We start from the raw sequence: 23433 nt of genomic DNA on the forward strand, positions 1-23433 counted from the left end.
AGGCACCGATTGGTGCCTTTCGTTTGAATACTTAATCCGCAAATGACTATACCTGAACGCATTAAAGCTTGTGCAAAATGGTCACGCATTTCTTCGTGACGTTGTCGTACTCTTTCGTCATGTAAGCGGTAGTGATCGCGCCCTCTTTCATGATGCAAATGGCATCGAGTAATGCAGCGTTGTCTGATTTGAGATAGCGTTGAATTAGCTCTCTGACTTGCTGCTTATGGTAGCGGCAATACGTTGCGATCTCGCCACTGTCGTCACTGAATTCCGCGGACGTATTGATGAAAAAGCAACCGCGAAACTCGCCCAACTTTTCTTCAGAGCCATGAAACCAGCCGTTGAGTGCTGTAAATAACTGATCGATCACTTCCGCGCACGTTTGTGCTGAAGAAAGCTTTTCCTCCAACCATTCCATAAATATTTGGTGGCGTTGTTCTAATGCGGCGATGATAAGCGCTTCTTTGCTCTCAAAATGGTTATATAGCGTGCGTTTAGCCACGCCGGAAACATTGAGGACTTCATTGATGCTAATAGAGTTGATGCCTTGTTTGTAAAACAGTGACAAAGCTGTGTCGATCAATAACTGTTTCTTTTTGTTCATAACTAAGTCCTCAAAAAGTTCCATAAACACATATTGACAAAGGTAGACAGGTTTGTCTATTTTATTTTGTAGACAATTCGGTCTACTTTGAGGTGTTTATGAATAATTTAATTTTATCGTTGGTTGCCGGGCTTGGCGCTACGTTGGCTATTGGCGTATTGTCCTACGCAGAGGTATCACTGACGGAGGTTGTACTCCTGATGGCACCATTTGGTGCTACCGCAGTACTGGTGTTTGGGGTGCCAGGCAGCCCTCTTGCTCAACCCAAAAACGTGATCATTGGTCACTTCATTACGGCATCTATCGGTATTGCGTTTAGCCAGTATGTTGACGTTACGCCGGTCACGCTCGCGATTGCGACGGGGCTAGGTGTGTCTGCGATGCTGATTACGAAGACCACTCATCCACCTGCGGGGGCAAATCCAATTTTGATCATGGCGTCTGGGCAGGGATGGAGTTTTCTCTTCACGCCTGTCCTGATTGGCGCGATAGTGATTGTTCTGGTCGGTAAAGGGTTACAGTTGCTACAAAGTCAGTACTTAAACCCTCGATTGAATGGTCAGAAGACCTAGTCGGATTGTAGTTAGAGCCGCGAAAGGGAGTGATCTCTTTTGCGGTTTTATCTTTTGTCGGTTTGCAAAAACAAAATCTGATTCTCTCTTGGTATTCAGTCGTATACATCAACATGGTAGTTAAATTGGTACAATGCGATGAACAGAATCCACCCTAAGAAATTATTGCACAGTAAATGGACGGCAATCTCACCTAAAAACAAAGAGAAGCATTTTGTCGTGACGGAAATGGAACTAGATGAAGATGGTAACGTTGTGAGATGTGTCATCGAGGCAGTCATGAGTAAACGCGACCGAGAGATGAACTGGCAAGACCTAAAAGACTCTGAGCAATGGATGCAAGGGTGGAAGTGAGTGACGCTTCGTTGTTGGGCGAATCAAGCAGAAACGTGCGTTGCGAGTAGGCAAAAGTGGTGCTATCTGATACGTTGATAATTCGTTCTAACGCCCACTCAAAGGATTCATTATGATTGATTTCGACAATTCCTCTGTATTTAAGCTTAAACCGATTGACGTTTCTAATGCCAGAGAAGACTTCCTTAAGTTCTTGATTGATGGTGAGACTATTTTCGCTGCTTTTAAAACAGTTCGCGACCAAGTGGTGTTTACGAACAAGCGCGTGATAGCGGCAAATGTGCAAGGGATTACCGGCTCAAAAGTGGATTACACTTCTTTGCCTTACAGTAAGATCAATGCATTTTCTATCGAGACCTCTGGTACTTTTGATTTGGATTGTGAAATCGAGTTCTTCATGAGTGAGGTGGGAAGAGTGCGTTTTGAAATTAAAGGCTCGTTTGATTTGATTTCTTTCAACCGTATGGTTAGTGAGTATGTACTAGGTTAAGGGATTAGAAATAAGAGCTTCGCTGAGAGACAAAATTATAGAGGTCTGTGACAAAAAGATCGCGAGTAAAGGTGAATTGGTTGGTCTCTCATTTTATGCGTTTTTCGCTAATAAAAATGACGACCCAGAGCTGTTGATGGAAGCGGCTACGTGGTGGATTCAGACTCATCAGCTCGACCACTTCGAAAAAGCAGTAAAAGTAAAATCAATGGTCGAGTCGGGGAGCTAAATTAAAAAAAAGAAGTAAAGAAAGCAGACAAATGCTAATAACGTTGCGGACAAAACAGGGTAGATAATGTAAGAGTCCTGCTTGTTGGTTCGTTGAAAACATAGCGAAACAAGTAAGACGTTATAAACAACAAGTAACAAGCTGATCATGGTTCCGCTGTTTAGTGTCATACTTGATAGCTGAGTTAAGAAAAACGCCAATAAAAGGTAATCGAAGACAATGAGCCATAAAAAGGCTTTCTTCAGTAAGTCGCTTTTTCTTTTTTCGGATGATGTTATGTGCATATAGAACTCAACTAAAAAGTCACAGTAACAGAGGCTTTGGTTAGAGAGGTCACCATCAGAGTGGTGACCTTTTAAGATTATAATTCTTGAATTTTTACTTCGCTGGTGGCGGTATCGCCGGAGTAATTGATGACTTCTTGACGAATGACTGGTTGGTTAAATTCAGCCTTATCTTTCGCTTTTTGCAGTTCACTTTCTTGGTGGTTGCCAAAAAGGGTTTCAAGCACTTTAGCGGCAGGAGTCGTTAAAACAAACAGCTCAATACGACGGTTTTCGCTAGAATCTGGCTCATCAGGATTAAGCAGCGCTCTATCTGACATACCCGTTACCTGCATTACTCTATCGTCCGGCATACCGCCTTCAACTAACGTATTTCTTGCTACGTCTGCTCGAGAGGCTGATAACGCCCAGTTAGATTGACGACCAAAACGCTTTTTAAATGGAATTGCATCTGTGTGTCCGCTGATGATCAGAGGGTTGTTAACACGATGAAATACAGGTGCTAGTGCGAGCAGTAAATCTTCAAAAAAAGGAGTAAGTTCTGCACCACCACGGCTGAACATATGCTGTTTGTAATCATCTTGAAGGACGATACGCAAACCTTGTGGTGTCACCGTGACGTTTACATTTCCCTGCGCATTAATTTGGGCAGTCATTTGCTCAATTACTTTTGCTAGTGCGGCAAGTTGCTCTTGAGTATCGAAGTTACCAGGAATCAAAGAATCAATTTCTGGTCCATCCCCATCACCTTTAAAGTAAGAGCTTACTACATGGTTGGAGTTGTGTTTACTTGGCACAGAAGAGTCCTGTGCCAAGTCGATAGGAGAAATACTTTGTGACGTATCAAATGGGTTGCCGTAACTCTTGTCGAATACGCTTGAACTATGCAAGTGGGCAACAATCGCTTTACGCTCTTCTTTGTCTACCACCTGCATAACCCAAAGTACAAGAAACAGCGCCATTAGGGCGATCATGAAGTCAGCAAACGCGACTTTCCACGCGCCGCCATGAGACGACTCATCATGGCTGTATACTTTGGCACGTTTGAACACTACATGCTCTTGTTTTTGCATTATCCCTCCTGTTCAGCTAACCACTTCTCCATTTGGTTGAATGTTGGTTTGATGTCTAGCTGAATATGTTTACGACCAGCGTCAATGGCGAGCAATGTCGGCTTTTTCGCTACGTAGGCAACCAAGGTTGCACGAACGCACTCAAAAGCAGTCATATTACGTTTTACTCGCTGAGCCATGGCGTTACTTAGTGGATCTAAGCCACAGTAACAACCGAAAATACCAATGAATGTACCAACGAGAGCTGCCGCAACGTGATAACCAATCATAGCGATTGAGCCATCAATAGCTTGCATGGTGATAATGATGCCACCAACTGCTGCAAGAATACCGAAGCCAGGTAGTGCTTCAGCTGTACGCTGTAGTGAGCGTGAAGGTAAAAGCATTTCGTTCTGTATTGCTTCGATTTCTTGCTCTAGCAGTCCCTCTAATTCATGAGGCGACATCTGTCCCATTGCCATTAAACGTAAATTGTCAGTAATGAAAGAAATTAGGCGATGATCTTCTGCGATCGTCGGGTAAGCGAGGAACATAGAGCTTTGCTCCGGAGCCTCAATATGAGAATCCAGAAACTTGTATCCGCGGTTTCTCGCTGTCTCTAGCAAGTTGTTGAGTAGTGCCATTAATTCCATGTAGTACTCATGCTCTTCTGTTGGACCTTTAATGGTCGCTGGCACTTGGCGACGCATTTCTTTCAGTACATGAGGCGGATTACCGATGATCAAAGAACCAGCAGCGGCGCCAATAATGATAAGGAATTCGGCTGGCTGCCAGATAGCACCTAAGCTACCACCGGCCCACATATATCCACCGAAGACGCACACCAGGATAGTGAGCACTCCAAAAAACTTTTGCATCTTGTGACTCCTAAGAGGACATTAATTGGTTGAGTTGTTTCAGCGCTTGTTTGTGAAGCTGACATATACGAGGTGGTGTCAGATCCAATACCAGAGCTATTTCGTGTAAGTTGAGTTCATGTTGATAGAACAGAGTCAGGAGCAGTTGATCGCGCTTAGGTAATTTACCCAAAGCACTGTCTAAACTACGACGAATATGTTCATGTTCCATGCCATCGTATTGCCCGCCAATGTAGCTATCACCGCTGCTCTCCATCAGTTGGTCAAGGCTTTGCATCTCGCCTGCGAGAGCGGCATTTTGGCGGTTGTAATAATCTTGCTCATTCGTCCCTAAAGCCTGGATGATTTCGGCATCCGTTGGCATTCGACCTAACGTTCGAGTGAGATCTCGAGTCACGTCGTTGAGCTCGTGGGCTTGTTGACGAGTCTTACGTGAACGCCAATCTAGTCGGCGTAATTCGTCTAAAATAGCTCCCCGAACTCGACAAACGGCGAAAGCAGGAAAGTGAGGATCGTCAACATCGCCATATCGGCGTCCAGCCTCGACTAGAGCGATAAGGCCTATCTGCTGCATATCTTCAATACTACAGTGAGAAGTGGCATGAACGCGCAGCTGGTTAACTACGCGTTTTACCATGACCTGATGACGTTGTAGCAATGCGTTTTCATCAATTGGTCGTGACGGTGTTGTCACTTCCTCTTCTGTGGTGTAAGTGTCTTGTACATTCATGTCTAACATGGTTGTGCTCCGTTATTGCACAACATATTTAGTCAACAAAACATCGTCGATTTCTCGGACGATGTCTGTTTTAGCAAAAGCGAGTAGAAGCGTTTGCTTCACTTCGTCTTGCAGAATATCGATGGCACCCGCTTGCTGTAACTGATCAAACGTTTTGTCGCTAAACAGTTTTAATAGAGAGTTTTGTACCATAGGCATGTATTCATCGATCTCTTTGATACGCTCTGGGCGGCGTGTCTCAATTGCCAGTTCTAGCATCACAAAGTGAGTCTGTTTCTTGCCTTTAACGGTCAAAACGACTTTGTCCAAAGGATGGAAGCTAGGACCTTTACTTGTCGGTTGTTCTGTGACCAAAAAAGACAGTGGAGAGTCTTCGATCAGTGAACCAGAGTCAGGTGACTCTTGAGCGTGTTTGTTTAAGTACCAGATTCCGCCCATAATTGTGACGGCCGAAACGAGGGCACTGGTGATGATCATGGCGATAAACAGGGCGATCATTTGTTGTTTGGTCATAACCTTTTTCCTCGAAGATTCACTAAGCTTGAGTGCTTAGCCAGTGTTCTGAATAGTTAGTTGTTGTCGTGGTTTGGAATGCACCAGATTCTCGTGCGGCGAAAATATTGGTGTCTTCTTCGTTTGCGTGTGGGTCATTTCGACCTTGGTTTTGATCAGAGCCAACATTGACATCGACATGAACGAAGTTTTGCTCTTGTAACTCAGTACGCAATCGTTCCGAAACTTGCATTAAAGCTTCTCGTGTTGCTGCGGCATTGGCGTTGATGTGGACACTCAATCGGTCACCTTCAACACGTACAAGTAAATCCAATTTCCCTAAGTCTGGTGGGTCTAGGCGGATTTTTGCTTCTTGTACATTTTGTTGAGCTTGGAGCGTCACGCGATCATGTAAAACTTGCATCATTTGCTCCCCCCACTTTCCGGCAGTGGTATCAACACGCACCGCTGCCCACTCAGAGCCTTGAGCTTGAACATGACTCGTCGCAACCGGTGAATGTGCAGATTGTGTTGTAGGAGCTTGTGCTTGAAGTAGAGATGCGGTTGGTTGCCCTTGAACAGGTTGATTCAAAAGAGTTTGAAACTCAGCACCGGAGATAGGCAAACGCGAACTCGATGAAGTCGGCAGACTTTGCTTCACATCTTGTTTTGATGATGTGTTTAACATAGCGTTAGACGAATCTTGAGTAACAGACTTAACTTCGCTCGCAGTCATTAAAGATGACGCTTTTCCTAGTTTCTCAGCCTGCTTCTCTGCCATGGTAATCATACCCTGGGTTAAAGCTTGAGCTTGCGCTGCAAGATCAGTCGATTCTGTTAACCCTAGTGTACTGGTCAAGTTGGCATCCGGATCTGAAGCTGAGCGGTCATCAGTATCAAAACCATGACTTTGTACTTTGTTTGCGCTGTTCAAAGTAGAGGCCGTAAGGTGAAAACTCGGTACCGCTGACGCAGAGTTAAAGTCTTGCTCACCATTCTGCTTGTTCCCTGATTTAAAACCATGAGAAAAGCCGTGTACCGAGTTCGCTTGCTTGATGTGACCCTCATTGTTAGCTGGCGAATTACCCGAGTGCTGAGTTGAAGAAGGTATGATCATTGAGTTAGCTCCATGGTCATTGCTAATTGATAGGCCATAGCGCGTTCTTGATGGTCATTGACCATGTTCATCTCTTTTTTCAACTCGTTGGTCGACTTCTCTAATACTGCGAAGGCATTAGCGTGCACTGTTTTCGCTCGCTGGATTTCAGGTGCAAGCTTAGGATCTTTCAAAAAAGGCTTGTGACTGATCAAAAGCTCTCGCAACTGCAAGTCGTACCGCTTGAGCGCATGCCAATCGGCCGTTTTTGCGGCGAACTGGATGAGCTGAGATAAATGACGGAATCGCTCTGGCGATACTTTATGCTTGTTGTCCAAAATTCATCCAACCTTCACGAATGTTACCCATTACACGCTCAACGTTAACCAAGCGATTTGCATCGTTTTGCACGCTAGCGTAATAAAGTTCGACTTGGCAGAAGTCATAAAGCTGGCGTAGGTTTTCCGCAATTTCACCGCCGTTTTCATCATCTAGAGCACTTGTTAGTCCAATCAAGATGTTCATGCATTTGTTGATTCCATTCCCTTTCTCGGCCAAACGATTTGCGGCTAGGTGGCCGCGAATACGTTCAACTTCATCGAGTAGGCCATCGATTAACATGATGACTAATTGGTGTGGATTTGCTGCTGCCGCTTGAGCGTCGAGATCGACTTGTTGGTACGAATCGTAACCAGAATCCATAAGCATGAATATTTCTCCTAAATTTGGAACCAAATGTCTTATTTTTGAGCATTAAACATGGACATGGTTTGGTTCATTTGGGTCATAATTGAATTCATTTGAGTGAATTGTTTGAGATAGCGGTTGTACGACATTTCGTACTTACGCTCTAAATTGGTTTGTTTATCTTTGATTCGGTCTAAGCTTGACTGTATTGCGTCTTTACGCGTGCTGAAGGTACCTGATGAGAACTTCAAGAAAGGCTCTACCATCGCGTCAAGAGAATCTAGCAAAGCGTCATCCCCATTAAACAACGCCTCTAAGCCTGCGCTGTTTGTTTGTTGAGCTTCTTTGAACTTTTCTTGATCAACTTTCATTTTACCGTTGCGGTCTAGGCTCACGCCGATTTCGCTTAGGCGCATACCATTGTGTTCACCTCGGATTAACCCCGTTAACTGACTCTCAATAGAACGCAATGTCGAGTCGCTAGCGAGCACGCCGCGTTTCTGATCTTCACCGCCAATTTGGGTGTACTGATCGATAGTCGAAACAAGGGCATTGTAGGTTTCCACAAACTTATCTAGTTGTTCTTTAGTGCCTTCGCTATCAGCTCCAATTTTTAAACCGATTGGCGAATCTCCCGTGGCTTGCGGTTTAGATACGGTAATGTCAACACCGTCGATGACACCTTCAAAAGTATTACTTGCGTTGGTTAGTTTCAGGCCTGAGTCTTTTGCACCTAGCCACATAACCGCATCTTGCGGAGCGTTGATTTGCTTGAGGCTGGTGAAGGCGTCTTCAAACCACGCTTGGCCAGTACCCGATGCAGATACGTTGATCTTATTTTCGACACCAGTCTCAGTGCTCGATAGCATAAAGTGTGTTTGACCATTCGAGCGAACTAGAGTGGCGTTAACGCCAGGGTTATCCGTGTGATTGTTAATCGCACTGGCTAAATCGCTGATCGTTGCAGTGCCGTCACCATTAACATCAACAGAGGACAAGTCTAGAGTCATTGTTTCACCGTTGATGGTGAATTCTAAAGATCCAGTTGTTGGTACTTCTGTCGTTGCCTCAAGGTCTGCAGGCATACCTGTAGATACTTGATGCGCCGTTGCCACTTTTTCTACAAAAATCTGATAGTTACCCGTTAGCGCTTTAGCATCCGCGTTTGCAGTAAAGTTACCTTCTTGAGAGAGTGTCGCACTGTTTTTGATGATGCTGTTTGTGCTGTTATTCATCTCTTTCATTGCAGTACGAAAATCACGTAGTGCGCTTTCAACTTTATTAAAAGCTGACAGTTGTGACTGGTACACATTAGCTTGCGCTTGGTAACGGTTTTTGAATGGGTTTGTGTCCAATTGTGCGAATTGGGTTGCCATTTTTACTGGGTCTAAAGAACTCATGAGGTGTGCTCCTCTCATCTCTTATTGGCTTGAATACTTTGAATGCTACGCCTTAGTTTAATTATCAGTGGCAAGATACGTGCCGTATATTAAATTCAATTAAAACAAAGGTTTAAAGCTATTTTGTTTTCTTGGGAGGAAGTGGTGTTTCCACCTTGTTTGTTCCGCCTTCCTCCATGGAAAAAGTAATTTCCTTATAAGAAAAGGCGACCTAAACAAAGAAAATATTTAATTGTATTGACGGTTCTAATTAGGAGAGATGTTTTAATTAGACGTTATATTCAGCCTTTACTTCAGCTTGATTCAAATAATTCTTACAGAGTACATTAATTACGTTTTGATATTATTTTTGATAGTGTGACGTGCAAGTGTTCTCACTAAAAATTAAATTTTTTACGTTTCAAAGAATGTCAGTTATGAATGAATTTGCGTTACGATTGATGAAGTGTGCTCGTGCATATGAAGAGTTCATTAACAAAAAACTATTAAGTAAACAGAGCATCAATTCTGATGAGATAGCTAGTATCTTAAAGGAAGCTAAGTTCAATTTTCCTGAACTTAGAGATAGTAAAATAGGAAGCAAATTAGAGACGATAGAATTAGAACTGTTTAATAAGGTTTTATTTAATATTATGTTGAAGTTCGGATTCAGAGTGCCTGAATCTCACAAAGATAATACGAGCTCTATTTATATTCGTAGATAAAAATAAAGCCTTCCATAGGAAGGCTTTATAATTAAGACGATTTAAATTAAGCGCACTATTAACTAAGTAATTAGCGTAGTAGTGACATTGCCATGCTTGGAAGCTGGTTAGTTTGAGACAGAACAGTTGTACCTGCTTGCATCAACATTTGGTTCTTAGTCATGTTTGAAGACTCTACTGCAAAGTCTGTATCCATGATACGACCTTTAGATGCTGTAACGTTTTCTACCATGTTACCAAGGTTAGCCATAGTGTGCTCAAGACGGTTGATGTTCGCACCGAAGTCTGCACGAGAGCTACCAATTTTTTCTACTAGACCGTCAGCGCCGCTGATTTTGTCTAGTGCTGCTTTTGCTTTAGTCGCGTCATCGATACCATCTGTAATTGCTGCATCAGCAAGAATAGTAGTGATTTCACCGATACCTGCGCTTGCGCTTACAGTCAATGTTTCAGCAGAAGATGCACCGATTTGGAATGTTACGTCACCTGCACCGAAGCCGCCGCCTTTAAGAAGGTTTTGACCACCGAACTTAGTGTTGTCTACGATGTTGTTTAGTTCTGCAGTAAGCTGTGTGAACTCTTTGTTAAGAGACGCACGGTCTGTTGCACTGTTTGAACCGTTCAACGATTGTGTAGCAAGGTCGTTCATACGGTAAACGATGTTTGTCATTTCATCCATCGCACCTTCAGCAGTTTGCATCATAGAGATGCCGTCTTGTGCGTTACGCATTGCTACTGACATGCCGCGTGTTTGCGCTTCTAGACGGTTAGCAATTTGAAGACCAGCAGCGTCATCAGCAGCTGAGTTCACACGGTAGCCTGTGCTTAGACGTTCCATTGCTGTGTTTAGAAGTCCGCTTGTTGTGTTCATTGTGTTTTGAGTTACAAGCGAAGCGTAGTTAGTGTGCATTGATAAAGCCATCTTAGTCTCCTTAGTTAGTCACTATATCTTTCAGGCCTCGGGATATTCCCTTGTCACTAACTAGAGGCGGTCGGTCGGCTTTAATGATTAATTTGAAAATTAAAAAATTTCTAAAAAAGATAAAAATTGATGATTTTTAGTGATTTGTATTCCATGAAAACCGGGAAAATCATCATATAAGCCTAAATTTTTTAGTTAAGTTAAAGAAACTATTGCCCGATGATCTTGTGGTTATCCGTTATAAATAAAAAAACAGCACGAATAAATCGTGCTGTTTTTAAATATAAATGGTTGAGTTTCAACTATTCCTCATCAAAAGACTGAAAGGAGAGAGAGGTTGGGATATCGCTGAAATAACCAAAATAATAACTGGCACCCAATAAGCGATAACGGTTAAGTTCCGTTTGACTCGCTACACGTCCGGCAACCCAAGTATATTTATGCTTTCTTAAGAACTTAGCAATAGGTAGGAAAGCGTGTCTTTCTTCTTTATCCTCTAGTGTGACTGACAATTTGATCATATCGGGACTAAAGTCTGCGACGCGCTCGAAGTTCACTTGCGATGTCGCGACTTCAAACCAAAGTGAATATGCATTCTCTTTTAACTTTTTGGTGAGTGTGGCGACTTTATCACGATCACATAACGTTTCATCAGCTTGAAGAGAAGGAATCACATGTTGAAAAGCAGAAGAGTGGAATTGAATCGTCTGTTCGAGAAAATAAACCCCAGGCTCCCACAGTAATGCATCCACGCGAATCGGCACGACAACATTACTAATCAAGTCGTGATGAAAGGCTTCTAACTGAAATTGTGTTTGTCTTAGTGCAAGGTAAAGACTGAACAAATCCAGGCAGTACTGCATTTGTTCAGAGAGTTTGAATTGATAGACACTTTGTTCTCCACGCATACCAAATCTCAACGTCAGGTGTTGGAATTCTACTTCTCCTGATTGAGCTTCCCTAATTGCTTGGCATGCGTGTTGGACATCATTGTGTTTTAAAGCATCAAAGACTAATTGATCGTCATCCGTGACGATATGTTGTACTGCGAGACCAACCAAATGTTCGTACATCGCATGTGTTGAAATAAGATTAACCAAGGTTTCCTACCACATTGATTTGTTTGTTTTCTGGGATTTCGTTGTAAGACAATACTGCCAGCCCTTGCGTAAATGTGCGAGCGTAACGCGCTAGAAGAGGGCGCAGCTGTGGCATAACGAGAAGGATCGGAGGTAGCCCCTGTTGTTTAAGCTGTTGTCTAATCAATGGCAAGTTTTGTTGGAACTGACCAAGAATGTTTGGCTCAATTGGGAAGCTATCTAGTGTTACCGTACCAGAAGATTGTGCTTGTTGCAGTGAAGTTAGTAGCATTTGTTCTAACTCATCAGACAGTGCGTAGACATTTAATTCGTTCTTTTGTCCTGCAATTAAGTTAACAAGCGTACGCTTTAGTGCACAGCGTACATCAGATGCAAGTAGGATCGGGTCCTTTGTATTTTCCGCGGATTCCAACATTGTGTTGGCAATCGTGCGAATATCTTTTAGTGGCACTTGGTCCAATAAAAGCTGACGATATACTTTCAGCTGCTGCGCTGGATTAAGTGCTGCTGCTAATGCTTCTGCTAGTTTCGGGGCTTGTTGTGTCAAACGCTGGGTTATTGCTTCCACATCGTCGTGCGTAAACAATTCTGCAAGGTTTGTCTTCATGATTTTACTAATATGAGTGGCAATAACAGTGCCATCATCGACAACTTGGTAACCCATATTAAGTGCTTTTGCTTTATCTTGATGCTCAATCCACACAGCTGGCAACTGATAAGCAGGATCGCTACCCAAAATGCCATCTACCTCACCGTAAGTTTCGCCAACCGCTATCGCCATTAAACGCTCTGGTTCAATAAAGCCTTGCTCAATGACTTCGCCATTTAGAGAAATTGTGTATTGGTTTGGCTTGAGGCTCAGGTTGTCACGAATACGAACTTCAGGTAATAAAAAGCCAACTTGTTCAGAAAGGTTTCGACGCACACCGCGAATTCGTTGTGATAAAGGAGCCCCTTGTTCTTTGTTGACTAGATGGACGAGTCGGTAACCAAGCGCAAGTGATAATGTTTGGACGTGAGGAATATCATCCCATGTCAGCGGTGTATCATCGTCTTGCATTGCTTGTGAAAGTGCTTCGACCTCTTCAATCTGGGAGTCTTGCACTGGCTTCTTGGTTTGACGCCACCCTGCGAACGCTAATGCGCCAGCAAACGCAAAAAAGGCTAGGTGTGGCATACCCGGTACCATACCGATTACCGCCATAATACCTGCGACAGTAAATAGCGTTGCAGGAGTTGCCAGTAATTGCTTTTGCATGGTTTCCGACATGCCATTATCGCTATCATTAATTCGCGTAACGATAATCGCGGCAGCCGTTGCCAATAGTAGTGAAGGAATTTGAGCAACTAGACCATCACCGATTGTGAGTAGGGCATAAGTTTTAAAGGCGTCAGACGCAGCGAGTCCATGCTCGAAGACACCAATACTGATACCACCAATGATATTGATAAACAGAATCAACAAACCTGCGATGGCATCGCCACGCACAAACTTTGATGCACCATCCATCGAACCATGAAAATCGGCTTCGTTGGCGACTTCTTTACGGCGTAAGCGAGCCGTTTCCTGATCGATAAGGCCAGCGTTTAAGTCGGCATCAATTGCCATTTGTTTACCTGGTAAAGCATCCAACGTAAAGCGGGCTGAAACCTCAGAAATACGTTCACCACCTTTGGTGATTACGACGAAGTTGATGATCATCAAGATGACGAACACCACCATACCAACGACGTAGTTACCGCCAATGACGACTTCACCGAATGCTTGAATGACCTTACCCGCTGCGTCACCACCATTATGTCCTTCTAGGAGTACAATTCGCGTAGAAGCCACGTTCAATGTGAGACGTAATAATGTTGCGACCAGCAAAATAGTTGGAAAAACAGAGAAATCTAATGGTCGCTTTGCGGTTGTGCTGACCAGCAATACTAGGATTGCTAAGACGATATTAAAGGTAAACAGCGCATCCAGTAGCAGAGGAGGCAAAGGAAGAATCACCATTGCTAATATCATTAGCAAGACGATTGGAATGCCAACGTAGCCTTTGGTTGATGTTTGAAGTTGTTTTAACCGGTTAAGCATACTTTCGTGTCCTTGGATAAACGCGGGTTAATCAGTGCTGCAAATGTTTTGGAATCGAAAAATGAGGTAAAGGAATTGGCTCTTTTCCCTCACCTTTACGAAAGGCTTTCAATTGCAAAACGTAAGTAAGAATATGTGCCACTGCGATGTACAGTTGGCTTGGGATTGCTTGTTCAATCGCCGTCGTGTGATAAATCGAACGGGTAAGTGGCGGGGAGTTAATGATTTCCACTTTGTTTTCTCGGGCGATACGTTGAATGTGCATAGCAGTTTCGTCTACGCCTTTTGCGACGACAAAGGGCGCGTCAGAAAGCGAAGGCTCGTATTTCAGTGCGACTGCGTAGTGCGTTGGGTTTGTGATGATCACGTCAGCCGTCGGCACCATTTTATCGATCTTACGGCGCGCAAACTGTTGCTGTATTTGACGAATACGTTGTTTTACTTCCGGACGACCTTCATTATTTTTAAATTCCTCTTTCAATTCTTGTTTCGTCATGCGGAGTTCTTTTAGGTGTTCCCAACGCTGATAAGGAATGTCGATAACCCCAAATAACAACAAGGCGAAGCCCATTAAGAGTAAGCCTTCAAACAGAATTGACATTACTAGAGAAAAACCTTGGCTGAGTGGGAGGTTTTGCATGCCAAGTAATGGCTGTAAGTGGTTGTCTAAATAGCCATATAAGATGCCGAAGATCACGGCTACTTTGAACGTCGACTTTAAGAGCTCAACCACTGAGCGGGTCGAAAAAATGCGCTTTATCCCGCTCAAAGGATTAATTTTGCTCAGCTTTGGCATCACGTTCGCTGGACGGAACATCCAACCGCCTAGCACAAGGCTACTACCACAGGTCACGATAATAATGACGGTAAACAATGGTAATAGCATGTCGATGATGACTGCTAAACTTTGTCCCAATTGCTCGACAAGTTGTTTAGGATTTTCTAGGTCGGCTCGCGTCAGCATCATGTTGTAGCGAAAGATACCCGACATGCTTTCCCAAATACTATTAAGCTGAGAGTAAAAGTAGAGCGCCACCGCTAGAAATATAACCGCAGTAGTAAACTCTTTCGCGCGAGGAATTTGTCCTTCCTGGCGGGCTTTCTTTACCTTCTGCGGTGAGGCTTTTTCAGTTTTGTCTTGAGAAGATTGATCGCTCATGCTCCCCCCAACATAAAGTTACTCAAGTGTCTAATGGTGTCGTGAACGAGCGCCGTGTAGCGACCAGGAACACCAGAAACTGAGATTAATACGCTGAATAGACCCAGCAGCATCGTCATAGGAAAACCTAACGCATAGACATTAAGTGATGGTGCGGCTCGGTTCATTACACCAAAACTGATGTTGGCTAGAAGCATGGAAACAATAGCGGGCAAAGCCAAAGCTAGTGAAGAGGCAAACATCCAACCGAAAATATTGACAACACCTTGCAGAGAAAGCGATGTGATACCAGATCCGACTGGCCAAACAACAAAGCTTTGAATCACGATATCTATGACGAGTAAGTGTCCTTCTAGCGCAAGAAACAACAAGGTTGAGAAATCAGAAATATGCGTCCCAAAATGGCGACAGAAAGCCCGTTAATAGGATCATTCATCATCGCCATACCTAAGCCCATTTGCAGAGAAATCACCTGACCAAGCATGGTGAAAACGTTAAAGAGCATGTGCAAAATTAACCCAAACATTACCCCCCAAATAGCTTGCTCAAAAGCAAGGAACAGGGAAGTCATAGAGAATAACTCGACTTGTGGCATGGGTGGCATTAACGGTCCAGTAATGACAACGATCGAGAGGGCCAGTAAAGTACGAACCCAAACAGGAATAATCGCATCACCAAAGAAAGGCATTGAAATAAATACGGCTCCCACACGAAAAAACGGCCACCAGAGTTGACCGAGTATCGCCGAGAGCTCTGCAAATGTGATGGCCATTAGCCAATCATCCCTGGTATGTTGTGGAACAAGAAATCAAACAGTTCCATGATCTTACGGAGCATCCAGTGACCTGCAAAAATCACCATTAATAAGGTAACGAGCAAACGTGGCAAAAAGCTGAGTGTTTGCTCGTTGATTTGTGTGGCAGCCTGAAATACGGCGATACACAAACCGACAATTAAGCCTGGAACAACCAATACGGCAACCATCAAAATGATCAGCCATACTGCATCGGAAAATAACGTTACGGTTAGTTCTGGGGTCATAACTGCTCCTAGTTAACCGAAGCTGGCAGATAAGGTGCCAACTGTCATTGCCCAACCATCCACGAGTACAAATACCACCAACTTAAAGGGAAGTGAGACAATTAAAGGTGATAGCATCATCATACCCATTGCCATCAGGACACTGGCGACAACCAAGTCGATGACCAAAAACGGGATGAAAAGCATAAAACCAATTTGGAAGGCGGTTTTTAGTTCACTAATGACAAATGCAGGCAAGACAACGGCAAATGAAATATCTTCAACGTTTTGGTCGAGAGGCTCATTGGCAATACGTAACATTTGTTCAAGAGAGCTTTGGTGCGTCTGTGCCAACATGAACTCTCTCACTGGTTTCTCTGCAACAGAAAAAGCCTGTATTAGCGTGATTTCGCCGTTGTCGTATGGCTGAAACGCATTTTCATAAATATCGCTCCAGACAGGGCGCATAATCAGTAACGTCAATGCGAGAGCGATCCCGACCAACACTCTGTTAGGTGGGCTTTGTTGAAGACCAAGAGCTTGGCGCAAAATCGCAAGGACAACGACAATTCGAGTAAAGCTCGTCGCCATCAAAATAAATGCTGGAAGAAAACTGAGCGCCGTCATCAACAACAGAATTTGCAGTTTAACGCTGTATTCTTGTTGTGTGTCGCCATCAGAAACGGACAAGATAGTTAAGCCGTTGTCAGCCGCCATTGTTGGGAAAGCAAACAAAAGTGACACCAATACCAAAAGAGGTAACCAACGGTGCCAAGCGCTCAGATTTTTCATTGTGATGCCTACCTAAGATTATTGACCAACGCCACTCAATGCAGAGTCATGTACATCGATCAGACGAAGTCCATACTTATCATTGACAACGACAACTTCAGCGTGGCCCATAAGAGAACCGTTTACTTTCACGTCTAAAGGCTCGCCATTGAGCTTTTCCAACTCGATAACCGTGCCTTCACCCGCTTTCATTAAGTCCCCAAGTGGGATCTCCTTACTCGCAACTTCCAGCGTGACTGTGACAGGAATGCTTTTGAAAAAGCTAAGGTCACGTTCCGCAGTGGCTGGTTCTTGTTGGAGCGTATCTTCGGCTTCAAAGTCTTCTAATTGAAAATCATCAAAGTTCAGTTCTTCTGCGTCGAATGCATTAGTTTCTAGCGCTTCGCTCATCGCTGCGGTTCCTTATCAGGGTTAAAGATCAAAACAAGTTGGCCGTCTTGCTCGGCAATACGACCTGTAAATAGAGATTGGTTGCCAATGCTTACTGGAACCGTGTTAAGAAGCTCAATAGGTAAAATATCGTTGGGTTGTAAGCCAACCACATCACTTAAAGGCATCTTCTTTTTACTTAGAACAACGTTCAGTCGAACGGGGGTCGTCTCTAAAGAACGACAGAAAGGTTGAAACAAATCGGTATCAGGCTGCAGTTCAAGCTGCTCGATTAGCGTTTGAATAAGATGACCATCTAGCTTGAGATGAATTGAGCCTTGATGATCGTCAAACGCAATGTTTAATTGAACGTTAATGCCAATACCTCTAGGGGTCTCATACTCACCCGTGTCCCACATTTCACCAGGAGCAAGCCAACCGATGATGATTCGACTGATGCGCTCTTGTAAACGTAAGTCACTGGCCGTCAGAGTAGCGGCTGAGCGCTCTGCACTTGCACCATAAAATCTATCAGCCAACTTTATTAGCGTGTGGGGGTTACCATGGATGAATACCATGCCGCCTTCCTGATGTTGATAGGTCGACGTTTGCTCTTTGTCCATCTCAACCGATGTAAAGCGGTGCAAGTCTACTGAGGTTAAGCTAGCTTCCACTTTTCCTGTGCTGAGCCAATTTTGTAATTCAGTCGTAAGGTTTGAGCAAGATTCTGAAATTAAATTATCGAGCTTCTCACGAATGATATGAATAGGTTTGCCTAATAATTCTACATCAAGTAGTTGACTATCAGAAATAGGCTCGCTAACTCTATTTTCCATTTATATTTTACCGTGCGTTAACAATCGAAAGTTTTTTAACTTAATGGCGTGTAGTCTACACAGAAATTTTAATGATCTTTTAGCTCCAAACTCTAAGATTGTGACTTTAGTTCACATGTTGCTTTGTTCATATAGTCATAATCTTTTAATGAAATTTAAAAAGAGTTAGTTTTCTTTATAAATCGCTTAATAAATAAAATAACAATGTTGAGCGTTTTAGTTGTTATAGATTTTTTAAATTGCCTTTATGGCGTAACAACAACTTCAAATAAATAAATTATAAGATACTGTTTTTTATGCTTAAAGCTTCCGTTGGAGGCTAAGCGTGCTCTCTTGAGCGTTTTGTAACCAATTTTAATATTCAGAATAGGTAATTAAAATGATTAGCTATGCCAGTTCTCTCGGCTTGGTGGCATATTTAATTAAACGGTTTAAGTCATGGGAATGTAAGATATACATGAATCATGTCCGTTTGATAATTTGTAACACAATTATTGTTATCAGTTTTATTTTTTCAAAAGTGTCATATTCAGAAGAAGTCTTAACAATCCCTATGGACCTCTCTAAATGGACATATGAGGGAAATAAATTCAAATGCAACTTGTTGCAATCAAATAAAGACTATGGGAAGTTTTATTTCCTAGCGGAACCTAATAATAAATTCTATTTTATTTCCGATATAGAATATGAAAACAATAAATGGAAAACGATTGCTTTAACAACTCAAAATGCTCCTTGGGGTGATGAGCTTTATAGAAAAGAATTTGGTTCCCTTGAATTTACTAAGCCGTCTCAGCGTTTCATCTTTAATAAAGGCGCTGAAGAATTCATGGATTCAATTGCTTCGGGTAGTTGGGTGACGCTGTCACTTAAAGGAAGTAATGCTTCCTCTGTTTCAGAGATTGTGATTCCTACTCTTCAAATTCAAAACGCATTGAAATCATTTAATGCGTGTCGCGCGCGATTGCCTAAATTGTCTTTTTCAGAGGCAAGGGATATGGCGCTCTCATTTGAGTTTGGTCAGAAGACGTTAAGTCGTGGACAGAAAGCAACACTAGAAGCGCTGTATAGCTATGTATCTGTGGATGATCGAGTGACCAAAATCCTCATCGACGGTCACACCGATAACGTTGGTTCAAGTTTAACGAACCTTTCTGTGTCACGTACTCGAGCAGAGCAAGTCACCAATGCTTTGATTGAGCTTGGGGTCGACGAGTCGATGATCGAAACACGAGCTCATGGTTCACGTTACCCAATTGCCAGCAATAACTCGGTTAATGGCCAAGCAAAAAACCGACGTGTCACCCTGCGTTTAGTGAGGGACAACGAGTATACGGCTACGAAACACCACCCAGATCTACAATCACAAAATCAACAAACGAAAGTTAAGGTTCAATGATGACGAAAACGAAAATTTTGTTGGTTGAGCCAAATGAAGCTCTTGCTCAACCAGTATTGGATGTGTTGCAAAATGCAGGTTACACCGCGAAACACACTCGTACTGGTCGAGGCGCTTTGCTTGAAGAGCGAGCAGAAATCACTTTAGTGAGCTCTACGCTGCCGGATATGTGTGTTCGTGAGTTTGTCGCGTGTCACCAAAAGCAGCGAAATTCGGGTGTTGTTATTGCGATTGTCGATCAAGAACAAGGCATCTTGGCTGCTGAGACGATGAAAGCGGGCGCTACTGATTATCTATTACGCCCATTTGAATCTAATCAGTTGGTTAATCTGCTTAAACGTGTTGAAGCGTTAGGTAAGCCAATGGCCAACATTGTTGCGGAGTCTTGGAGAAGCAAACAAGTTCTGCAATTAGCGCATCGTGCAGCATGTACTAACGCGAGTGTGCTTATTACAGGTGAATCGGGAACGGGTAAAGAAGTGCTGGCGCGATATGTGCATGAGCACTCTCCGCGTATCAATGGTCCATTTGTGGCGGTTAACTGCGCCGCCATTCCAGAGTCAATGTTAGAGGCTGTGCTATTCGGTCATGTAAAAGGCGCGTTCACCGGAGCGACAAATTCTCAAAGCGGTAAGTTTGAAGAAGCAAATGGCGGGACGATTCTGCTTGACGAGATTGGTGAAATGTCACCTGCGGTTCAAGCGAAATTGTTACGCGTCCTTCAAGAGCGTGAAGTAGAACGTGTTGGTAGCCATAAAGCCGTTCAGCTCGATATTCGTGTTATTGCGGCAACCAACAAAGACTTACGTGAGGAAGTTCAAAAAGGCACGTTCCGTGAAGATCTTTATTATCGATTAGATGTGCTGCCTCTGCACTGGCCGCCTTTGCGTGAAAGAAAAGAGGACATTCTACCGATTAGCCAATTCTTTATTGAAAAGTATCAAGATAGCAGCCGCTGTCACTTATCCCAAGATGCGATTAGTGCGCTGAGTCAGTATCACTGCCCGGGCAATATTCGTGAGTTGGAAAATGTCATTCAACGCGCTTTGGTCATGCGTCATGGTGATTACATTACAGCCCATGACCTGATGCTGCCTATTGAGCTTGTCGCGTCAGTTCCTACAGCAGAGCCAACTGCAAGTTTTGGTCATGTAGAAGCGAAGAAGCAAGCTGAATATCAGTTTATTTTGGAAAAGTTACGTCAGTTTGGTGGAAACCGAACGAAAACCGCAAACGCGCTTGGAGTCTCTACTCGAGCGCTACGCTACAAGCTCGCAGCAATGCGAGAACATGGTATTGATTTACAGTCGGCACTAGGCTCGGCTGCCTAATAGGAGAAAAAATAGATGGCAAGTCAACCTACTCATGCGGTCTCGGCAGAGCAACTTATGTTGTCAAAAATGCAGGCGATGCAGGCACAAGTGCAGCCGCCAGAGTTTATCGTGAGTGCAAATCCTTTAGATCAACAATCACTAAACGCACCTTTATCGTTCTCACAAGCGATGACAAATGTGTTGGATACAGTGAATCAACATCAATCAGTGGCTAGTCAAAAAATGACGGCCGTAGAAACAGGAAAAAGTGATGACTTAGTTGGTGCAATGGTCGCGAGCCAAAAAGCCAGCTTGTCCTTTAATGCTTTGATGCAAGTGCGCAACAAAGTCGTGACCTCATTTGAAGATATTATGAAGATGCCGGTGTAATTCATGTCAGAACTAACCCCCCAAGTCGCTGGAAACACAGCTATGGCTACCGGCACAGCACAGACATTTTCTACTGCCAACGGCATGGACGATGTAACAACGAAGCTGAAGCAAATCTGGTCTAGCAGTCAGAGAAACTTAGTGCTATCTGCGGTGTTAGCTGCGATTGTTGCAGCGATTATTGTGGTTGCACTATGGAGTTCCTCGCAGAGCTTTCGTCCGCTATATAGCCAACAAGAGCGTTTTGATATCGGCGAAATTGTGTCGGTATTAGAAAGCGAAGGCGTAAGCTACCGCATGCAAGAGCAAAATGGACAAGTTCTTGTACCAGAAGGTGAGGTTGCGAAGGTGCGCATGTTGCTTGCATCAAAAGGTGTTAAAGCTAAGCTGCCGACAGGTTTGGATTCGCTCAAGGAAGATAGCTCTCTTGGTACGAGCCAATTTATGGAAACGGCGCGTTATCGTCATGGTTTAGAAGGTGAGTTAGTACGTACTATCATGTCTTTGAACTCAGTAGCGAACGCGCGTGTTCATTTAGCAATACCTCGTCAAACTCTATTCGTCCGCCAAAACAGTGAGAATCCTTCAGCATCTGTCATGCTTGAGCTCAAACCTGGTGAAGACTTAAAGCCTGAACAAGTTGAAGCGATCATTAACCTAGTGGTTGGCAGTGTCACGGCAATGAAGCCAGAATTTGTTTCTGTCATTGACCAGTACGGCCGTCTTCTTAGTGCGGATGTCGCTTCTGCGGAAGCCGGTAAAGTAAACGCGAAATATCTTGAATACCAGAAGAGTGTTGAAAAACAGATCATCCAACGCGCAGCAGACATGCTTACGCCGATTGTGGGGCCGAGTAACTTCCGCGTACAAGTCGCTGCCGATCTGGACTTTAGCCAAGTTGAAGAAACACAAGAAATTTTGGATAACGCGCCGGTTGTGCGTAATGAGCACACCATTCATAACAACTCGGTTGATCAAATTGCGTTGGGTGTTCCTGGTTCTCTAAGTAACCAACCGCCAGTGACAGGATCTGGTGAAGTGGAAACGAACGATAGCCAAAACACGAATGCGCGATCTGAAGTGAATCGTCAATATGCTGTAGGTAGTAGTGTTCGTCGTACTCAATACCAACAAGGCCAAATAGAAAAGCTTAGTGTCTCGGTTCTGTTGAACTCCAAAGCTTCGCCAGATGGTGTGGCGTGGAGTGAAGCCGATAAAGAGCAAATCTCAAACATGATCATGGATGCTGTTGGTATCTCTGCCACACGAGGTGACAGCTTAAGTTTAATGAGTTTCAACTTCACCCCAATCGAAATTGATGCTCCTCCTGCACTGCCGTGGTGGCAAGACCCTACAGTACAGCAGCCAATACGCTACGTTATTGGTGGCTTGTTAGGCTTGGCGATGATCTTCTTCGTACTGCGTCCATTAATCATGCACCTAACTGGCGTTGATAAACCTGTGCCTGAGCTAAATTTTGCTGAGCCTCAGGAAGAGCCTGACTACGAAAACTTGCAAACGCGTGAAGAACGCGAGCATGAAGAAGTACTTGATCGCCGCCTATCTGAAAAAGGCATCTCAGCCTCTTCAGGTTTAGATGTAAACAGCGACATGCTACCACCAGCAGGTTCGCCATTAGAAATTCAATTGAAACACCTACAGCTTATTGCTAATGAAGAGCCAGAGCGCGTAGCCGAAATACTGAAACAATGGGTAAACATCAATGAACACAGTTCTATCAAAGCAGACGCTTAGTTATGTTGAACAAACCGCGCTCGTGCTATTAGGCATGGGCGAGGATGCCGCAGCGAAGGTTTTGCAACACTTTAGCCGTGATGAAACCCAGCGTGTGACTCGTGCAATGGCGAAGTTAAATGGCATTAAGAGCGATTCTGCTCGTGGTGTTATTCAAACTTTCTTTGAAGATTTCCGTGAGCACAGCGGTATTCGAGGAGCCTCTAAGGAATACCTATCTAATACATTGCGTAAAGCATTGGGTAACGATTTGGCAAAAGGGTTATTAAATACCTTATATGGCGATGAAATTCGCAACAATATGCAGCGCTTACAGTGGGTGGAAGCAGAAACTCTCGCTCGTTTCATTGTGAACGAGCACCCACAAATGCAAGCAATTTTTCTAGCGTATTTGCCAGCAGACAGCTCTTCAGCGGTATTGAAGCACTTGCCACAAGATTACCATGACGAAATCTTGTTCCGTATTGCTCAATTGCAAGATATCGATCATCAAGTTGCCGTTGATTTGCATGAACTCGTTGAGCGTTGCATCGAAAAAGTATCCGCAAGTCAAAGCACGCCGTTATCAGGTGTTAAGCAAGCAGCAGATATTATTAACCGCTTTGAAGGTGACCGTGGTTCATTGATGGAAATGGGCTTTGTTGCGTAATTCAGACGAGAAACCAAACCTCCTAAAGTTGACCGACTTTTATACAATATACTGAGTTTCAG

At 43.7% G+C, this 23433-nt stretch carries 27 protein-coding genes and 2 pseudogenes; 10 read left to right on the forward strand and 19 right to left on the reverse strand.

Features of this window, described 5'->3' with window-relative positions:
* Positions 1-61: 61 nt before the first annotated feature.
* Positions 62-607 carry a TetR/AcrR family transcriptional regulator gene (locus R7E78_RS03035; protein WP_318057628.1) on the reverse strand — a complete coding sequence of 182 codons (546 nt, stop codon included), beginning with the start codon at positions 605-607 and terminating at the stop codon, positions 62-64.
* Between the two features lie 98 nt (positions 608-705).
* Between R7E78_RS03035 and R7E78_RS03040 the strand changes: the two genes are divergently transcribed.
* The 4 genes from R7E78_RS03040 (at position 706) to R7E78_RS03055 (ending at position 2252) form a co-directional block, all read left to right on the forward strand.
* Complete coding sequence (locus R7E78_RS03040) at positions 706-1179, forward strand: HPP family protein (RefSeq protein ID WP_064369614.1); 474 nt, start codon at positions 706-708, stop codon at positions 1177-1179.
* A gap of 138 nt (positions 1180-1317) precedes the next feature.
* On the forward strand, positions 1318-1533 hold the full coding sequence (locus R7E78_RS03045) for a TIGR02450 family Trp-rich protein (protein WP_005374999.1): 216 nt from the start codon (positions 1318-1320) through the stop codon (positions 1531-1533).
* A gap of 112 nt (positions 1534-1645) precedes the next feature.
* Positions 1646-2023 (forward strand): PH domain-containing protein, encoded by a 378-nt coding sequence (locus tag R7E78_RS03050; RefSeq protein ID WP_005386881.1) that lies wholly within the window; start codon positions 1646-1648, stop codon positions 2021-2023.
* A gap of 10 nt (positions 2024-2033) precedes the next feature.
* Positions 2034-2252, forward strand: a complete 219-nt coding sequence (locus R7E78_RS03055; RefSeq protein WP_005375001.1) for a DUF6500 family protein — start codon at positions 2034-2036, stop codon at positions 2250-2252.
* On the opposite strand, the gene R7E78_RS03060 is transcribed toward R7E78_RS03055, so the two are convergent.
* The 9 genes from R7E78_RS03060 to fliD all read right to left on the reverse strand — a co-directional run bounded on the left by R7E78_RS03060 (position 2249) and on the right by fliD (position 8880).
* Positions 2249-2536 carry a hypothetical protein gene (locus R7E78_RS03060; protein ID WP_005375002.1) on the reverse strand — a complete coding sequence of 96 codons (288 nt, stop codon included), beginning with the start codon at positions 2534-2536 and terminating at the stop codon, positions 2249-2251. The two genes, R7E78_RS03055 and R7E78_RS03060, sit on opposite strands and share 4 nt — an antisense overlap.
* 77 nt (positions 2537-2613) lie before the next feature.
* Complete coding sequence (locus R7E78_RS03065; RefSeq protein ID WP_005375003.1) at positions 2614-3609, reverse strand: flagellar motor protein MotB; 996 nt, start codon at positions 3607-3609, stop codon at positions 2614-2616.
* The gene (gene motA / locus R7E78_RS03070) at positions 3609-4466 is read right to left on the reverse strand and encodes a flagellar motor stator protein MotA (RefSeq protein WP_005375006.1); all 858 of its coding nucleotides are present in this window, start codon (positions 4464-4466) and stop codon (positions 3609-3611) included. The genes R7E78_RS03065 and motA overlap by 1 nt, the downstream gene beginning before the upstream one ends.
* A gap of 10 nt (positions 4467-4476) precedes the next feature.
* The gene (locus R7E78_RS03075) at positions 4477-5205 is read right to left on the reverse strand and encodes a FliA/WhiG family RNA polymerase sigma factor (protein ID WP_005375008.1); all 729 of its coding nucleotides are present in this window, start codon (positions 5203-5205) and stop codon (positions 4477-4479) included.
* Positions 5206-5217: 12 nt separating this feature from the next.
* Positions 5218-5718: a flagellar basal body-associated protein FliL gene (gene fliL, locus R7E78_RS03080; protein ID WP_005375011.1), complete on the reverse strand. Its 501-nt coding sequence runs from the start codon at positions 5716-5718 to the stop codon at positions 5218-5220.
* A 22-nt stretch (positions 5719-5740) separates the two neighbouring features.
* A complete protein-coding gene (locus R7E78_RS03085; protein WP_206970606.1) occupies positions 5741-6814 on the reverse strand; it encodes a flagellar hook-length control protein FliK in 1074 nt (357 codons plus the stop codon).
* Complete coding sequence (locus R7E78_RS03090; protein ID WP_005375013.1) at positions 6811-7131, reverse strand: hypothetical protein; 321 nt, start codon at positions 7129-7131, stop codon at positions 6811-6813. The genes R7E78_RS03085 and R7E78_RS03090 overlap by 4 nt, the downstream gene beginning before the upstream one ends.
* The gene (gene fliS, locus R7E78_RS03095; RefSeq protein WP_005375014.1) at positions 7115-7501 is read right to left on the reverse strand and encodes a flagellar export chaperone FliS; all 387 of its coding nucleotides are present in this window, start codon (positions 7499-7501) and stop codon (positions 7115-7117) included. The genes R7E78_RS03090 and fliS overlap by 17 nt, the downstream gene beginning before the upstream one ends.
* A 32-nt stretch (positions 7502-7533) precedes the next feature.
* Positions 7534-8880 carry a flagellar filament capping protein FliD gene (fliD, locus tag R7E78_RS03100; RefSeq protein ID WP_206970607.1) on the reverse strand — a complete coding sequence of 449 codons (1347 nt, stop codon included), beginning with the start codon at positions 8878-8880 and terminating at the stop codon, positions 7534-7536.
* A 416-nt stretch (positions 8881-9296) separates the two neighbouring features.
* Here fliD and R7E78_RS03105 point away from each other — a divergent pair, with 416 nt between their 5' ends.
* Complete coding sequence (locus R7E78_RS03105) at positions 9297-9584, forward strand: hypothetical protein (protein ID WP_005375016.1); 288 nt, start codon at positions 9297-9299, stop codon at positions 9582-9584.
* A gap of 70 nt (positions 9585-9654) precedes the next feature.
* Here R7E78_RS03105 and lafA read toward each other — a convergent pair whose 3' ends face one another.
* From lafA to R7E78_RS03150, 9 genes and pseudogenes are all read right to left on the reverse strand, one after another.
* Positions 9655-10506, reverse strand: coding sequence for a lateral flagellin LafA (gene lafA / locus R7E78_RS03110; protein ID WP_005375019.1), 852 nt, complete (start codon positions 10504-10506; stop codon positions 9655-9657).
* 302 nt (positions 10507-10808) lie between these two features.
* Positions 10809-11579: an EAL domain-containing protein gene (locus R7E78_RS03115; RefSeq protein WP_005375023.1), complete on the reverse strand. Its 771-nt coding sequence runs from the start codon at positions 11577-11579 to the stop codon at positions 10809-10811.
* Between the two features lie 19 nt (positions 11580-11598).
* Positions 11599-13689 (reverse strand): flagellar biosynthesis protein FlhA, encoded by a 2091-nt coding sequence (gene flhA, locus R7E78_RS03120; protein ID WP_005375024.1) that lies wholly within the window; start codon positions 13687-13689, stop codon positions 11599-11601.
* 31 nt (positions 13690-13720) lie between these two features.
* Complete coding sequence (gene flhB / locus R7E78_RS03125; protein ID WP_005375025.1) at positions 13721-14848, reverse strand: flagellar biosynthesis protein FlhB; 1128 nt, start codon at positions 14846-14848, stop codon at positions 13721-13723.
* Positions 14845-15620, reverse strand: a pseudogene (gene fliR, locus R7E78_RS03130) (flagellar biosynthetic protein FliR). Before fliR ends, flhB begins: the two are co-directional and overlap by 4 nt.
* Complete coding sequence (fliQ, locus tag R7E78_RS03135) at positions 15620-15889, reverse strand: flagellar biosynthesis protein FliQ (RefSeq protein ID WP_005375036.1); 270 nt, start codon at positions 15887-15889, stop codon at positions 15620-15622. The pseudogene fliR and the gene fliQ overlap by 1 nt, the downstream one beginning before the upstream one ends.
* Positions 15890-15901: 12 nt before the next feature.
* Positions 15902-16660 carry a flagellar type III secretion system pore protein FliP gene (fliP, locus tag R7E78_RS03140; RefSeq protein ID WP_005375037.1) on the reverse strand — a complete coding sequence of 253 codons (759 nt, stop codon included), beginning with the start codon at positions 16658-16660 and terminating at the stop codon, positions 15902-15904.
* An 18-nt stretch (positions 16661-16678) separates the two neighbouring features.
* Positions 16679-17050: a flagellar motor switch protein FliN gene (fliN, locus tag R7E78_RS03145; protein WP_005375038.1), complete on the reverse strand. Its 372-nt coding sequence runs from the start codon at positions 17048-17050 to the stop codon at positions 16679-16681.
* Entirely contained in the window at positions 17047-17865 is an 819-nt protein-coding gene (locus R7E78_RS03150) for a FliM/FliN family flagellar motor switch protein (RefSeq protein WP_005375039.1), read from the reverse strand. Before R7E78_RS03150 ends, fliN begins: the two co-directional genes overlap by 4 nt.
* Positions 17866-18244: 379 nt before the next feature.
* Between R7E78_RS03150 and R7E78_RS03155 the strand changes: the two genes are divergently transcribed.
* The 5 genes and pseudogenes from R7E78_RS03155 to fliG all read left to right on the forward strand — a co-directional run.
* The gene (locus R7E78_RS03155) at positions 18245-19264 is read left to right on the forward strand and encodes an OmpA family protein (RefSeq protein ID WP_021707593.1); all 1020 of its coding nucleotides are present in this window, start codon (positions 18245-18247) and stop codon (positions 19262-19264) included.
* Complete coding sequence (locus R7E78_RS03160; protein WP_318057630.1) at positions 19264-20595, forward strand: sigma-54 dependent transcriptional regulator; 1332 nt, start codon at positions 19264-19266, stop codon at positions 20593-20595. The genes R7E78_RS03155 and R7E78_RS03160 overlap by 1 nt, the downstream gene beginning before the upstream one ends.
* 15 nt (positions 20596-20610) lie before the next feature.
* A complete protein-coding gene (gene fliE, locus R7E78_RS03165; RefSeq protein ID WP_005375045.1) occupies positions 20611-20967 on the forward strand; it encodes a flagellar hook-basal body complex protein FliE in 357 nt (118 codons plus the stop codon).
* Positions 20968-20970: 3 nt separating this feature from the next.
* Positions 20971-22722: a flagellar basal-body MS-ring/collar protein FliF gene (gene fliF / locus R7E78_RS03170; RefSeq protein ID WP_005384024.1), complete on the forward strand. Its 1752-nt coding sequence runs from the start codon at positions 20971-20973 to the stop codon at positions 22720-22722.
* Positions 22691-23356: pseudogene (fliG, locus tag R7E78_RS03175) on the forward strand (flagellar motor switch protein FliG); the annotation flags it as partial. The gene fliF and the pseudogene fliG, both read left to right, overlap by 32 nt.
* Between the last annotated feature and the right edge of the window lie 77 nt (positions 23357-23433).

Source organism: Vibrio sp. YT-19(2023) (assembly GCF_033337395.1).

Bases quoted from the DNA above. Each gene is read 5' to 3' on its own strand.
- R7E78_RS03105 (WP_005375016.1), top strand. From the start codon at position 9,297: ATGAATGAATTTGCGTTACGATTGATGAAGTGTGCTCGTGCATATGAA.
- R7E78_RS03050 (WP_005386881.1), top strand. From the start codon at position 1,646: ATGATTGATTTCGACAATTCCTCTGTATTTAAGCTTAAACCGATTGAC.
- flhA (WP_005375024.1), bottom strand. From the start codon at position 13,689: ATGCTTAACCGGTTAAAACAACTTCAAACATCAACCAAAGGCTACGTT.
- fliQ (WP_005375036.1), bottom strand. From the start codon at position 15,889: ATGACCCCAGAACTAACCGTAACGTTATTTTCCGATGCAGTATGGCTG.
- R7E78_RS03115 (WP_005375023.1), bottom strand. From the start codon at position 11,579: ATGTACGAACATTTGGTTGGTCTCGCAGTACAACATATCGTCACGGAT.
- R7E78_RS03040 (WP_064369614.1), top strand. From the start codon at position 706: ATGAATAATTTAATTTTATCGTTGGTTGCCGGGCTTGGCGCTACGTTG.
- R7E78_RS03150 (WP_005375039.1), bottom strand. From the start codon at position 17,865: ATGGAAAATAGAGTTAGCGAGCCTATTTCTGATAGTCAACTACTTGAT.
- fliN (WP_005375038.1), bottom strand. From the start codon at position 17,050: ATGAGCGAAGCGCTAGAAACTAATGCATTCGACGCAGAAGAACTGAAC.
- R7E78_RS03075 (WP_005375008.1), bottom strand. From the start codon at position 5,205: ATGTTAGACATGAATGTACAAGACACTTACACCACAGAAGAGGAAGTG.
- R7E78_RS03085 (WP_206970606.1), bottom strand. From the start codon at position 6,814: ATGATCATACCTTCTTCAACTCAGCACTCGGGTAATTCGCCAGCTAAC.
- fliE (WP_005375045.1), top strand. From the start codon at position 20,611: ATGGCAAGTCAACCTACTCATGCGGTCTCGGCAGAGCAACTTATGTTG.
- fliD (WP_206970607.1), bottom strand. From the start codon at position 8,880: ATGAGTTCTTTAGACCCAGTAAAAATGGCAACCCAATTCGCACAATTG.
- fliS (WP_005375014.1), bottom strand. From the start codon at position 7,501: ATGCTTATGGATTCTGGTTACGATTCGTACCAACAAGTCGATCTCGAC.
- fliF (WP_005384024.1), top strand. From the start codon at position 20,971: ATGTCAGAACTAACCCCCCAAGTCGCTGGAAACACAGCTATGGCTACC.
- flhB (WP_005375025.1), bottom strand. From the start codon at position 14,848: ATGAGCGATCAATCTTCTCAAGACAAAACTGAAAAAGCCTCACCGCAG.
- R7E78_RS03045 (WP_005374999.1), top strand. From the start codon at position 1,318: ATGAACAGAATCCACCCTAAGAAATTATTGCACAGTAAATGGACGGCA.
- R7E78_RS03065 (WP_005375003.1), bottom strand. From the start codon at position 3,609: ATGCAAAAACAAGAGCATGTAGTGTTCAAACGTGCCAAAGTATACAGC.
- R7E78_RS03060 (WP_005375002.1), bottom strand. From the start codon at position 2,536: ATGCACATAACATCATCCGAAAAAAGAAAAAGCGACTTACTGAAGAAA.
- R7E78_RS03035 (WP_318057628.1), bottom strand. From the start codon at position 607: ATGAACAAAAAGAAACAGTTATTGATCGACACAGCTTTGTCACTGTTT.
- R7E78_RS03155 (WP_021707593.1), top strand. From the start codon at position 18,245: ATGATTAGCTATGCCAGTTCTCTCGGCTTGGTGGCATATTTAATTAAA.
- R7E78_RS03160 (WP_318057630.1), top strand. From the start codon at position 19,264: ATGACGAAAACGAAAATTTTGTTGGTTGAGCCAAATGAAGCTCTTGCT.
- motA (WP_005375006.1), bottom strand. From the start codon at position 4,466: ATGCAAAAGTTTTTTGGAGTGCTCACTATCCTGGTGTGCGTCTTCGGT.
- fliL (WP_005375011.1), bottom strand. From the start codon at position 5,718: ATGACCAAACAACAAATGATCGCCCTGTTTATCGCCATGATCATCACC.
- lafA (WP_005375019.1), bottom strand. From the start codon at position 10,506: ATGGCTTTATCAATGCACACTAACTACGCTTCGCTTGTAACTCAAAAC.
- fliP (WP_005375037.1), bottom strand. From the start codon at position 16,660: ATGAAAAATCTGAGCGCTTGGCACCGTTGGTTACCTCTTTTGGTATTG.